The 13,910-nt window shown below is 41.7% G+C and carries 10 protein-coding genes; 3 read left to right on the plus strand and 7 right to left on the minus strand.

The features are described 5' to 3' along the window. Positions 1-31: 31 nt before the first annotated feature. Both B9Y69_RS17465 and B9Y69_RS17470 read left to right on the plus strand, forming a co-directional pair. Entirely contained in the window at positions 32-1,510 is a 1,479-nt protein-coding gene (locus tag B9Y69_RS17465) for an amino acid permease (RefSeq protein WP_085474282.1), read from the plus strand. Between the two features lie 222 nt (positions 1,511-1,732). After that, positions 1,733-3,781: an endonuclease/exonuclease/phosphatase family protein gene (locus B9Y69_RS17470; RefSeq protein WP_085474283.1), complete on the plus strand. Its 2,049-nt coding sequence runs from the start codon at positions 1,733-1,735 to the stop codon at positions 3,779-3,781. A 66-nt stretch (positions 3,782-3,847) separates the two neighbouring features. Here the strand turns inward: B9Y69_RS17470 and thrC are convergent, their stop codons facing one another. From thrC to thrA, 3 genes are read right to left on the minus strand one after another with little or no spacing between them, the layout of a single operon-like run. After that, positions 3,848-5,155 carry a threonine synthase gene (gene thrC, locus B9Y69_RS17475; RefSeq protein ID WP_085474284.1) on the minus strand — a complete coding sequence of 436 codons (1,308 nt, stop codon included), beginning with the start codon at positions 5,153-5,155 and terminating at the stop codon, positions 3,848-3,850. Positions 5,156-5,165: 10 nt separating this feature from the next. Next, positions 5,166-6,155 carry a homoserine kinase gene (locus B9Y69_RS17480; RefSeq protein ID WP_234991300.1) on the minus strand — a complete coding sequence of 330 codons (990 nt, stop codon included), beginning with the start codon at positions 6,153-6,155 and terminating at the stop codon, positions 5,166-5,168. A gap of 10 nt (positions 6,156-6,165) precedes the next feature. Next, positions 6,166-8,613 (minus strand): bifunctional aspartate kinase/homoserine dehydrogenase I, encoded by a 2,448-nt coding sequence (gene thrA / locus B9Y69_RS17485; RefSeq protein ID WP_085474285.1) that lies wholly within the window; start codon positions 8,611-8,613, stop codon positions 6,166-6,168. A 466-nt stretch (positions 8,614-9,079) separates the two neighbouring features. On the opposite strand from thrA, the gene B9Y69_RS17490 reads away from it, so the two are divergent. Then, positions 9,080-9,655: a C40 family peptidase gene (locus B9Y69_RS17490; RefSeq protein WP_085474286.1), complete on the plus strand. Its 576-nt coding sequence runs from the start codon at positions 9,080-9,082 to the stop codon at positions 9,653-9,655. Positions 9,656-9,730: 75 nt separating this feature from the next. Here the strand turns inward: B9Y69_RS17490 and B9Y69_RS17495 are convergent, their stop codons facing one another. Genes B9Y69_RS17495 through B9Y69_RS17510 form a run of 4 tightly spaced genes read right to left on the minus strand, consistent with a single transcriptional unit; the run spans position 9,731 to position 13,903 of the window. Beyond that, positions 9,731-10,279, minus strand: a complete 549-nt coding sequence (locus tag B9Y69_RS17495; protein ID WP_134433602.1) for an SRPBCC family protein — start codon at positions 10,277-10,279, stop codon at positions 9,731-9,733. 13 nt (positions 10,280-10,292) lie between these two features. Further along, the gene (locus tag B9Y69_RS17500) at positions 10,293-11,456 is read right to left on the minus strand and encodes a peroxiredoxin family protein (protein WP_085474288.1); all 1,164 of its coding nucleotides are present in this window, start codon (positions 11,454-11,456) and stop codon (positions 10,293-10,295) included. Between the two features lie 24 nt (positions 11,457-11,480). Continuing rightward, positions 11,481-12,602 (minus strand): TlpA family protein disulfide reductase, encoded by a 1,122-nt coding sequence (locus B9Y69_RS17505; RefSeq protein WP_085474289.1) that lies wholly within the window; start codon positions 12,600-12,602, stop codon positions 11,481-11,483. Between the two features lie 26 nt (positions 12,603-12,628). Next, positions 12,629-13,903 (minus strand): hypothetical protein, encoded by a 1,275-nt coding sequence (locus tag B9Y69_RS17510; protein ID WP_085474290.1) that lies wholly within the window; start codon positions 13,901-13,903, stop codon positions 12,629-12,631. Positions 13,904-13,910 lie beyond the last annotated feature (7 nt).

A 13,910-nucleotide genomic window follows, 5' to 3' on the forward strand; every position in this document is an offset into this window, starting at 1 on the left:
CACAACGACTATCATTAATACTACCTAATTTATGCTTTACAAAAAATCAATTCCTCAAATTATTCAAGAGGCTCGCGAAAGTGGCGAACACACGCTCAAGCGCACACTTTCCAGTACCGGCCTTATCTCTCTTGGTGTAGGGGCCATCATCGGAGCGGGTCTTTTCTCATTAACCGGTATTGCTGCTGCAGAAAATGCAGGACCTGCCGTTGTTCTTTCTTTCATTATTGCAGCCTTGGCCTGTTCATTTGCCGGTCTCTGTTATGCAGAATTTGCATCCATGATTCCAGTCGCCGGAAGCGCATACACTTATTCCTACGCAACAATGGGCGAGTTTGTCGCTTGGATTATTGGTTGGGATTTAGTCTTAGAATATGCACTTGCCAGTGCAACTGTTGCCGTAAGTTGGTCACAATATTTCAACGAACTATTGATCACTTTTGGCATGCATATCCCAGAGCAACTCTTAAAAGGCCCGTGGGAAGGCGGTGTTATTAATATCCCTGCGATCGTAATCGTATGCTTATTATCCCTGCTCTTAATCCGTGGAACGCAAGAATCTTCCGCCGTAAATAATATTTTAGTTGTACTTAAAGTTAGTGTGGTATTAATTTTCATTGCTTTGGGATGGAGTTTTATCAACCCAGCGAATCACGATCCTTTCATTCCGACCAACGTGGGTGAAGAAATGGTAAAAAGTGGAGAGATGGGCTTATGGTCTTTCTTCAGTAGTGAGTATTTCGGTCAATTTGGTATCAGTGGTATCCTTCGTGCAGCGGGTGTTTTATTTTTTGCCTTTGTAGGTTTTGATGCTGTAAGTACAGCCGCACAAGAAGCTAAAGATCCTAAAAAAGGAATGCCGATCGGTATTATTGGTTCTTTAGTAGTGTGTACAATCCTTTATGTTTTGTTTTCATACGTACTAACAGGGTTAGAAAATTACCAGATGTTTAAAGGCGATGCCAAACCCGTAGCTACGGCGTTTGCGAAAACAGGCTACACCTTTTTAAATACGGCATTAATTATCACCATCATCGCTGGATATACCTCGGTAATCTTAGTGATGCTTTTAGGACAAAGTCGCGTTTTCTACTCCATGAGTAAAGACGGTCTTTTACCAAAAATGTTCTCCGATCTAGGTAAAAACCAAACACCGTGGAAAACGAATGTTGTGTTTATGATCTTCGTTTCTCTCTTTGCTGGTTTTGTTCCGGTTTCAGATCTTGGACATATGGTGAGTATCGGTACCCTCTTTGCCTTTACCTTAGTTTGTATTGGCGTCTTGGTGCTCCGTAAAACAAACCCAGAGTTAGAACGTCCATTTAAAACACCATTTGTTCCTGTATTACCAATCTTAGGTGTTATTGTGTGTGTTCTCCTTATGGCCTCCTTACCTATTGAAAGTTGGGAGCGACTTGGTATATGGTTACTAATTGGGGTAATTATTTACTTCTTCTACAGTAAAAAGCACAGTAAAATCAGAAATAGCGTTAAACAGTCGAATAAATAGACGTTACGCTTTCTCAATAAAAAAAGCCATATCGCACTTTAAGTACGATATGGCTTTTTTTTATGTCGTAAAATATTTGATACGAAACGATCTATTCCCCACAACACAATCGATTGAACAAACCACTTCTTTATGGAAAGGCATCCAGAGGACGTAAAAAGCGTTTGGATCTCCAGCTTTACACTATGCGAACCTTTATCTTTGATAAAAGAACCAAGAAATATGAAACCATTCTATCCTATAATTGGCGCCATAACGTTAGCCTGCTTCGCTACCACCGTCCAAGCTCAACAAAAAGTCAGCCCGATCCAAAACAAGGTGTTAATAATGGACGGACTGGATAATGACGTACGTACCGGTATGGGTATCATAGATGGAAAATGGACACTGGAGGCGTGGATTAAAGGCGATGACAACACCTGGAAGCCCGAAGAAGCAATCATCGCCGGCGGGGAGTACAGCGATTTAAATAGCTGCGATAATATGCCTTTAATTATTAAAGATGGATATCTATACAGCAAAGGCGCGAACTTAAAATCCAGCATAAAAATGGATGATGCGTGGCACCATGTCGCCGTCAGTTGCGACGGACGGACGACTCGTTTATTCTTAGATGGAAAGGAAGTAGCTCATCGTGACACGGCGCTCGCCATCCTTCCCGGCGCTATCGGCGTAAATGAGAAAAAGCATACCTTCGGCGGCAGCATCGATGAGGTTCGCATCTGGCGTACCGCACTTCCGTTATCAACGCTACAACGTTGGAAAGATACCCCGATTGAACGCACACATCCATCATTTCGCTATTTAATAGGTTATTATAATTTTGAAGACTTTACAGAAAGTATGTCTGTCAATTGGGTGGGCAAAGGACACCAGTCTTACCACCTTCGCAACGGCCGAAATGACTACTACGGCAATAAGCGAATGGCCTTTGTAAAACCTCAGGATGACCTCCATATCGTGCACCACCATGGAAAACAAAAGTTATTCCATGCCACGGTAATCCACAACGAATGGGATCTCGAACAAGGAAGTAAAGGTGGACAATTTATTAAATTACGTATCATTGTGCAAGGCACAGATAAACCACTATCGCTCGATCAACTGGAGCTCGATTTATCGGCCATGGAGAATCTAAAAGATATTGACAAAGTACACCTGTATTATACAGGACAACAGCCTAAATCCTCCCTGCGTCAAGAAATATTTGGTCGCGGACCAAAGGCGGAAAGCAAATTAAGGTTTATTCGCCAGAAAGGAGAGCCAATACAGTATATGCAACCTGGCGTCAACTATTTTTTGGTAGCTCTCGATCTCACAGAGAATGCAATACCAGGAAACAAGCTGGTAGGGAATATACCTATCATACAACTGTCAGGTAAAAAACATACCCCTGAACTAAGTACCGACTACGCGACACAACGGGTTGCTTACAGTAACGGAAAAAACAACGATATCATCAAGGTCTTGCAATGGAACATCTGGCACGGCGGTGTACACTTGGGTAAAACAGAGGGCCGTAATCGAGTGATCGATCTTATTCGTGCATCACAAGCCGATATCATCACCATGCAAGAAGGCTACGGTGCACAAGATACCATTGCGCAAGCACTAGGTTTCCATCTGCAAACGAAATCAGCTAAAGATAACCTGGCGCTCTTTAGTCGATTTCCGATCGATAAAATTCCTTCCAGCGAATCTTTCAAATCGAACCCTGGAATAATTAAACTAAATAACGGTAAGAAAATCTTAGTTAACGATTGTTGGTTACGCTACGCCTACCGTCCAGAATACACCTCCAGCTACGCAAGCTATGGACTTAACCCTAAGGTCTGGGAAGCTGAGGATGCCACTTTATCACTTGTAGATATTACGAACCTCATTAATAAAGATATTCTACCGCATCAGGAGAGTCCCGATATGCCCACAATTATTGCTGGCGATTTTAATTCTTGTAGTCATCTAGACTGGACCGATCGGACCAAGCCCCTGCACTTCGGTTATGGCGCGGTAAACTTTCCAACCTCTCAATACATGGCTACACAAGGCTTCAAAGATAGTTTTAGAGAACAAAACCCTGACGAGCTAAAATATCAAGGAGGCACCACGGCAGTCATCTACGGACAGATGCAAATGTCGCGTATCGATTTTATCTACTATAAAGGTAAGATGCGTACTTTATCTTCTAAGATCGTGCGTAGTAGCCCCGACATTGATGATGTTTGGGCATCCGATCATGCCGCGGTATTAACGACATTTCAAGTATTATAAAAAAGAAAGCCCCAGGCGTTAAAACGATAACTTCTGGGGACTCTCCATTAAACAACAATCTTGAAATTATTTATGCTGAAGCAAATAATCTTTAAATAAATCGTAATCAACCGGGAGCACGGTTGCTAGTTTTTCTTTTTCAGCTAACGCTTCTGCACCTTGCGGCAACGTTACTTTAGCAAAGGCCTCCTTCGAGATGGCGTCCGGGAATTTGCACGGATGTGCTGTTGATAAAAACACCGAGCCGTAGGTTCCAGGAGCATCCTCCTGATATTGACGTGCCGCCAGATAGGCAATAGCTGTATGCGGGCATGCGACATAACCATAGCGTTCAAACAACTCCTGCATACCAACCTTCGTTTCCGCATCATTGAACGTATACGTACTTATCAAGCTACGCACCATTTCTAGATCACGACCAAAAAGATCCATAATACGCACCCAGTTACTTGGGTCGCCGACATCCATCGCATTGGCAAGCGTCTGCACCGATGGTTTAGGACTATAGGCGCCACTTGACAAAAAGCGTGGTACGGTATCATTTACATTCGTTGCCGCAACAAAATGTTTGACAGGCAGCCCCATTTTGTAAGCCAACAATCCAGCGCCGATATTACCAAAGTTTCCACTTGGCACCGTAAATACCACTTCGCTCACTCCTTGTGCCTTCAACTGTGCATAAGCCCAGAAATAATAAAAGGTTTGCGGGATCAGTCGCGCGATATTAATCGAGTTGGCAGATGTCAGACGCAGCACATCATTTAGCGTTTCATCATTAAATGCTTTTTTCACTAATGCCTGGCAATCATCAAAAGTACCCTCAATTTCCAAGGCTCGTATATTCTGACCATTGGTCGTCAACTGCTCCTCTTGTACCTTAGAGACTTTCCCTTTCGGATATAGGATTGTCACACGTGTACCTTCCACACCAAGAAAACCCAGTGCAACCGCTCCGCCGGTATCCCCTGAAGTGGCAACCAACACGTCCAACAATTGATCTCCTTCCTGTGAAAAATACCCCATGATGCGGCTCATAAAACGAGCGCCAAAATCTTTGAAAGCGTAGGATGGGCCATGAAAGAGCTCGAGAACACCCATCCCCGCATCCAACAATTTTACAGGCGCATCAAAATTAATCGCGTCGTGAACAATTGCTTTTAGCGCATCGGCAGGGATATCATCCCCAATCAATGCTTTTGCTACCGTAAAACCGATATCTTGTAAACTGTACTGCTCAATATTTCGAATAAAAGCAGGGTCTAATTGTGGGATTACTTCAGGCATATACAACCCTTTGTCAGCCGGAAGGGAATTAAAAACTGCCTCCTGAAAGGAAACCCGTAAATCTTTATTATTTGTACTATATAGTTTCATAATAGTGTTCTTATATTACTTTCGGTCCATCGACATTAACGGCAGACACGTATTTAAAACTTTCGATATCGCAAGCCGTTAGATGTTGCTGGATACGAGTAGCTGCTTTCTCCGCAATATCTTTACCGCGCGCAATAGCAACTACCGATGGTCCTGAACCAGAGATCCCAAAACTGAGTGCCCCCTCTTCTAATGCTAATTGTTTCATTTCATAAAACTCGGGAATCAAAATGGCGCGTGTGGGTTCAATCAGCACATCGTGCATACTGCGACCAATCAGGTCGTAATCAGAATCGTACAGACCTGCGATTAACCCCGCGATATTTCCCCATTGTGTTACCGCATCTTTTAACAATACTTTCTCCTTAATCAACTGACGTGCATCACGTGTCGGCACATCGACCTTAGGAAAAACAATCCCAGCATAGAGCTCTGTGGGTACCGGCAGTTTTATAACATCCAATGGATTATATCCGCGGATTAAAGTAATCCCTCCCATCAAGGCTGGAGCAACGTTATCCGCATGCCCGTGTCCACAGGCTAAACGTTCACCTTCCACACAGAAAGGCATCAGCTCTTCCTTCGTTAATGGATCTCCCAAGAGGTTATTTATAGCAAAAAGCCCGGCTACAGTGCTTGCTGAACTTGACCCCAGCCCGCTTCCGATAGGCATGTGTTTTATCAACTCTATCTCTACACCGATCTGCTCTTGAATACCCAAAGCCTCCAATAGCATTTTTACACAAGCGCTTACTGTATTACGATCCGCATCCAGTGGCAAACGCCCCTCATCCCCTTCAATGGAACGTATACGCACCCCAGGTTCTTCCACCCGATACATCTTAACCTCATCGCCCGGAAAATCGACGGCAAAGCCCAGGATATCAAAACCACAAATCATATTGGCTACTGTAGCTGGTGCAAAAACACGTACTTCATTCTTAACGTTTTGGAAATCTATTCTTTTATCTTCCATTACTGTTGTTAAATTATTGCTCATTATAATACGACTATGCTCCCACATTAACCATGTCCGCAAAAACACCGGCTGCCGTAACTTCTGCACCTGCTCCAGGGCCCTTCACGACCAAAGGCCTATCTTTATAGCGCTCTGTTGTAAAAGAGATGATATTATCGCTTCCCGAGAGGGCATAAAATGGGTGATTATCACCGACCATCTGTAAGGAAATAGAAACCTGACCATCCTCCAATTTACCAATATAGCGCATCACTTTACCCGCGCTGGCAGCTTCCTCTTTCAGGGCATTGAAATAAGGCTCAGCCTTTAGTAGTTCCGTATAGAAATCATCTACAGATGCCGCCGCAAGACACGATGGCGGAAGGATAGCTCCTAAGTCCACATCGGTTGGTTCAATGGTATATCCGGCATCACGTGCCAAAATCAACATTTTTCGCATAAAGTCAATCCCCCCTAAGTCATCACGTGGATCTGGCTCCGTGTAACCCAATTCTTGCGCTTTCTTAACGACCTCATAAAAGGATGCATCTCCTGTAAAATTGTTAAAGATGTAAGAAATCGTCCCGGAAAGAATAGCCTCAATTTTAATAATCCGGTCTCCACTCATCATCAGGTCTTTTAATACCCGAACGATTGGCAATCCTGCGCCCACATTGGTTTCATAGAAAAAGTCTACGCCATGCTTACGTGCTGTATCATGCAGTAATTTATACTGCGCATAATCCCCTGAATTTGCAATCTTGTTACATGTGACAATCGATATATTAGACTTAAAGATATCCTCATAATATGTTGCAGGCAATTTACTGGCCGTATTATCTACGAAAATACAGTTCGGCAGATTCATTAATTTCATCCGCTCGATAAACCCACTTAAGTCCGCTACCTCGCCTTGGTGTTCCACCTGCTCACTCCACTGTGCTAAGTCAATACCATCCGCATCAAACAACATCTTACGCGAATTAGACAAGCCGACAACCTTTATTTCAATATCATTATGGTCAAGCAAAAAGTCATGCTGCTCATAGATCTGCTTAAATAAGGTAGAACCAATATTTCCTGTTCCCACATTGAACACATGCAATGTCTTCTTCAGCTCAGCAAAAAAAGCATCATGCACTGCATTCAACGCCTTAGCTAAGTTCTCTTTACCGATGATGACCGAGATATTCAATTCGGAAGAGCCTTGTGCAATTGCACGCACATTGATACCATTACGCCCCAAGGCATGGAACAGTTTCCCGGACATGCCTGGTGTACGCTTCATATTTTCGCCCACTATAGCCAACACGGAAAGATTGTCTTCAATAGTCGGCATCAGCAATTTATTGGCTTCCAACTCCAACTCAAATTCAATCTGAATTAAGCGAATCGCTTTATACGCATCGTCTGGATTAACAGCAAAGGTGATGCTATGCTCGGAAGAAGACTGTGTAATTAATACCACATTAATTTGCTCACGCGCCAACAACGTGAACAGACGCCCACTAAAGCCGGACTTTCCAATCATTCCACTCCCCGATAGATTGATAACAGAGATATCGGATATCGAAGAAATTCCCTTTATCGGAAAAGCCGATTTCCCACTATCAAACTGTATAACAGTTCCTTCAAAATCGGGTTGAAATGTATTACGTATTACGATTGGAATCTTTTTCATGAAAGCAGGAATCATCGTCGGCGGATAAATCACCTTGGCTCCAAAATATGAAAGCTCCATGGCTTCGGTATAGGAAAGAACCGGTAACGAGAAGGCTTTCTTGACGATCCGTGGATCTGCCGTAAGCATCCCATTGACATCGGTCCATATTTCGATCGCTGATGCATGTAGCACAGAACCAAAAATAGCGGCAGTATAATCTGATCCACCCCGACCTAATGTCGTTATACGACCTTTGTCATTCGAGCCAATAAAACCGGTTACAAACAATAGTTTATCACTATGCGTGTGTCCCAGCGCCTGAATAAGTTGGTTAGTAAGCTCCTCATTTACATGAGCATGCCCAAAATTACTATCGGTTTTCACATAGTGCGAAGCATCAAGAAACTCGGCCTGTGGCACATATTGTTCCATAATCTTGGCTACCATATAGTTCGAAAAACGTTCCCCAAAAGAAACAATTAGGTCTTTACTTTGCGCACTAAGTTCTTTCAGCGCAAATACCCCTTGCAATATTTCATCAAGCTCATTAATCAAGAGCTTCAGCTTGGTAAGAACCGGATTCTGATACTTAACAGCTATCAGTTTCTTCACAACGGCAAAATGGCGTTCTTCAAGATTCTTAATATCTTCATCGAAGGAAACACGATCCGCCGCATTCTCGGCCATTTGGGTTAATAGGTTGGTTACCCCCGACATAGCAGACAAGACAACCAGTGGTTTTTCACCGTCATCGTATGCTTTTTTGACAATATCCAGCACCGCTTTGATGCTTTCGATACTCCCGACCGAGGTTCCTCCAAACTTAAGTACTTTCATTTTTCTGTATTTAGTCGTTTTAAAATAGATGGTTCTGTTTATGGCACAAAAAAAGCCTTCCATTTTGAGGAAGGCTCTATATCTTATGTACACTTTTTATTAGACAATAGAATTACTTCCTCCGCTGTTTATGCCCGGTGGTAATAATAATCGTTGAAATAATAGTGTGCTGTATCATTTTTTCTTAAATCGGTCTAAAGATAAAACTAAATAATTGATAAATTCAAACTATTTTACATTTTTTATTAAAAAAATATTAAAAACAGCCTTGAAACAGTATTAAATAGACAATACTACATCGTCCTAGATTTACCGTTAGCCAAAAAATCATATGTTAAAAATCGTTAAAACTTTGTTAAATAAATGTCAGTTTACTTGGATTCCCAATACATAAGTGTTAATTTTGCTTTTGTCCTTGTTTATAAAACACCTGGATGATTAAAAAAGTTGTAATTAAAGCGAACAAATGAAAACAAAGAAATTAGTAGCAGGAATGCTATTCATAGGCTTATGTCTAGTGTCGCAGGCACAAACCAAAAAAACAACTTCCTCGGATCCCGATAACCTAGCCAAAGATTACTTTTCTCAAATAATGGGTGTTGCGAACAACGCAATGACTAACACGAAGCTGTACCAATTTGTTTACGAATGGTTGGGTACACCTTATCGGTTGGGTGGAGATTCTAAGCGTGGAATCGATTGTTCGAAGTTTTCTTTAGCGGTGTATGAAAATGTTTTCAACACCACAATTGGCTACAACAGCAGAAATCAATATGCAAATGTTAAGCCAATCGGAAAAAGTGATCTTCAACCTGGAGATCTTGTATTTTTCAAAATCCGCAGTAAACAAATTACCCATGTAGGTGTGTATTTAGGAGACGATAAATTTGCACATGCAGCTTCGAGTCGTGGTGTGATGATTAGCAACCTGAACGAAGCATACTGGAAGAGATATTATTATAATGGTGGACGTCCAATTGATGATGCTAAAACAATGACGGCGAACGCGGGATCGAATGACGACAATAAGAATTTGAATTAAGTCACCCTAAACAATATACAAAAAAGCCCTTCTCTATAGAGAAGGGCTTTTTTGTATACTCAACGATCGGCCTTTCTATTGCATGCGCATTGCAGGAATAGATTTGCTTGGTACCATCTTTTGTATGCCCAACTCATATTGTTTGAGCTCTGTTAAGATCTTTGCTTTAGCCTTCTCTTTCGCCTCTTTATCACCTTTGATCAGAATCCGCCACGTGAGCTCCGTAACCGTATCCGCATCATTCGCTTGATTGAAAATGGCAATCTCTAAATCATCGATACCTGGATCTAAAGACTCTTTAGCAACATGAATAACCATCAATTTATGTTGATCTTCCATTTGTGTTACCCTTTCCCCTCTTTTAGTTCCATCAGCGAAATACACAGTACGATCAATTGGCATGGTCGCATCATCAATAGTAATAGATTTCACAAAACCATTTGATGCTTTAGTCGATAGTTTATCATCCTTAATAATATTCCAAACATAACCAGATGTCGCATTTAAAGAGACTTTATGTTCGACATCCCAATTTACTTTCTTGGCTGCAGCCATTTGCGCATAAGACTCTTGCTGCGAAAGCAGCAAGAGCATTATACCTATTATAAAAGAAATCCTTTTCATAGGTGTATGATAATTAGTTTAATAATTTCGCTACTTCCTTCTCCAAGTCCGCACCACGTAAGTTCTTCGCAATAATATTTCCATCTTGATCTAACAGGAAGTTAGAAGGGATACTACCGATATTATAATATTGTGCTGCTTCATTCTTCCAACCTTTAAGATCCGAGACTTGGATCCACGGCAATTTATCATCTTTGATTGCTTTTAACCAGTTGTCTTTCTTATCATCCAAAGAAATCGCAAACACATCAAACCCTTTAGCTTTATACTTATCATATACGGCAAGTACATGTGGATTCTCTGCGCGACACGGTCCGCACCATGATGCCCAAAAATCAACTAGAACATATTTTTTGCCCTTCATATAATCATACAGTTTCACCTCTTTACCATTTTGATCGGCTTGCGTAATATTCAAGAACTTTACCCCCATCTCTGTCTTTTTAGCAGCAGCAAGAGCCTTATCGATATTATCCTTTGCTTCTTGCGCTTCGGTCAACCAAGGATATTTTTTCAATAAAGGATCAACCGTACCGATAATCAAGTCTTGATCGCGCTTTGGACTTAAGTAACCTAAAGCATATACAACCTGTGGATCGTTTTTAAAAGCACGTACATACCATTTAGCTCTCGTATTTAGGTTATCATACTGCTCCATCATCATATCCGTCAAAGACTTGTGCATCTCTGTATCTTTCTTCTGCGAAGCCATGTATTGACGCTTCCCGATCGCTATTGTATTTTGGTAGTTCTGATAAACTTCCCAGTTTAACATATTAATCAGCTGATTGTCTTTTCCTTCCGATTCGATAAATACGTAAGGCGGGTTTTTAATTTTCATCTTTGCCGTATCTTCTCCACGGAAATTGATTTTCAAATCGTCATTTCCGGCCCAAAATGTAATACGGTCCCATCCATACACATCGAGTGAATACAAACGAGGAGTTTTACTAGGCACCTTAATCGTATACGTACTATCTGCGTTTAATTGGATTGTTTGAAAAACTTTTGCATCCTTCATTGGCTTATCTTTCAATGTAAATGGATACTTCTCTTGGTGCTCTTTACTTGGCGGAAAATTAACTTTCCCCGTAACAGTAATAAACTCCTTTTGCTGCGCATTCGCGCTCAGACTAACTAATATGGCCGCAGCCATTCCCATTATCGACTTCTTCATCTCGTTTTGTAATATGTTGTTAAATTAAAATTTAGTTTTGAATATCTCTTCCAGTTTAAGTTCCATTGCCCCACCACCTTTTGGGTCGAAACCAATCTCTTTCATGATTATTTTTCCAGATGGATCGATAAGATATGACGTAGGAACGGCACTAACATTAAACCGAGCATAAGCCATCTTACTATCATCATATAGCTGTGGCCACGGATTATTTTCTTCTCCTACGGCCTTTAACCACGCTTCTTTATTCTTATCGATAGAAACATTTATAACAATAAAATTCTGACCTTTCAGTTTGTCATACACTTCCCGGATACGCGGAAAGGAAGCCCGACATGGACTACACCAGGAAGCCCAAAAATCAAGCAGTATATACTTACCTTTAAACTCTTCAAAAGAGCGTTGCTTTCCGTTCTCATCGGGTAAACTGAAATTTGTGACCGTTGCCCCTACATAAGCATTCTTCAAGCCTTGAATCTTCGCGTTCAGCGTCTGGCCCTCCTCACTTTCTTTCACCGCTTTAGACAGACGGCTGTAGTAGTTTTCCAATCTATCCGTAGGGAGATTAGAAATATGACTAAGAATTAAAACCGGTGCTAACATACTTTTACCATCCACAAACGTATTTAATAACGAGTCATACTTTTGAGCCGAAAGCTTTTCCATATAAGCCATCGCCTCTTTGTTCGCATCAGCTCCTTGTTTGAGGGCATCAGCTCCGTACTTTGCTTGCACTTGGGCTCGGATCTCCATAAAAGCTTTACTACGCGCTGCACTGTGATTGGCAAAAGTCACGGCAGATGGCATACCGCTTAATGTCGTAGAAGATAACCCTTTCTGGATGTCGAAACGCACCTCAATTGTTCCCGATTGATCCCAGAATAAAACAACCGGGGAATACATACGATGTTTCTTTTGATCATATTCAATCGCTATGGCACGTGAGCCAGCGGTTGGTTCCACCATATTAAATTCAAAATAACCGTCTTTAATAACAGCGGTGTCCTTTTTTATTTGATTATATAGATAAACATTATTATGACCTTCCGTCTGTCCAGTTACATAGCCTTTTACCTTAATCTTATACTGTGCTGTTACGCTGCTCACAAGAATTACACTGAGCAGCAGCATTACTAGTTTTTTCATTTATCTTTTTGTTTATAGTTTAAGATCTATTTTAATGTCCATGCCTTACGTACCGGGGAGCGTTCCATCACCAGACGGATGCGATCGATTTGCTGCTGTGTAAAACAATTTCGTAGCGAGGCATACCGTACGTCATCCATCGGATTATTGGCTAAAAATTTCTCACCATCGACACCAATCTTCAGCAAGCCGCTCGTTACATTGGCACTTCCGGTTCCTATTTGATACTTCTTCGTATCAGAGACGTGGTCAATGATGGGCAGCACACTATTATGCGTCGGGTAGAGTCCGTAGTAAACACCTAAGTATTGTGCAATTTCTATCCGTCTATCCATTCCGGGAAAGAAAACTGTGCGGTGAATTCCCAATCCATAGGTTGTGAAAAATTTCTTAGCCGGAATCTGGGATTCCGAAGTGATCGTGTTTGTAATACCAGGAATCGCTGTCTGACCTGCTGGAACAATCTGATAGGCCGCTCTATTATCTCCCAAACTATTATTCGCGGCTATTGGGTAGATATAAATATTCAAGAACTTCGTTTTGTCCCATTGATAAGCTACGGTAGAATCGATTTTCGACGTAAAATTAACAGCAGAAAATTGTGCCGTCGGCGATGTTTTCCAAGAAGCGTCATACAAGATCTTATTGTATCCCGGTTGTGCTAAAGTAGCGCCAGTAGCGTTATTTTTTGCTAAGCGAAATTCCAAATTAGCGCTTCCACCATTTGGATCTTTACCGTAAACATTATTAAAAACATCATTGGCATATGTGACCGCTTGCGCTAATTGAGCTGGAGTAATTTCTTGATTCGTCAGGGGGTCAAACGCTGGATCTGTAGGATTTAGCTCCAACACATGAAATATGATATCGACATATCGCTTCTCACCCATCACCTTGGGTTGCTTCACTTGAACTTGCTTAATCGAAGATTTTGCATTTCCTACCTGTGCATAAAATTGTAAGCTCGATTTGGTCGTTTCTTTCGTACGGTACTCCATGGCTGAGAGCAACTGCCCATCCGCATACACCTTAACGTCGCCTGTTGGTAATGTACGGTAATCCACAAACATCATGGTATCCTTTGTTTTTCCTTGGGAACTTTCAATCTGTACCTTACGGTACGTCTCCAGTACAAACTGCAGTGTAGCTTTACCGTCAGCAATGAGCGTAGTGCTCCCCGTAGAGAAATAGACAGAGTCAATATCTGTCGCATCAGCTTGATAGGTAGCGTAGTTGAACGCCTCTTTCTTACACCCTTGTAGCGCCAAGAGCATCGCCAATATATATATAGTCTTTTTCATTTTGATT

Origin of the sequence: Sphingobacterium psychroaquaticum (assembly GCF_900177625.1) — a bacterium.
Taxonomy (GTDB): domain Bacteria; phylum Bacteroidota; class Bacteroidia; order Sphingobacteriales; family Sphingobacteriaceae; genus Sphingobacterium; species Sphingobacterium psychroaquaticum.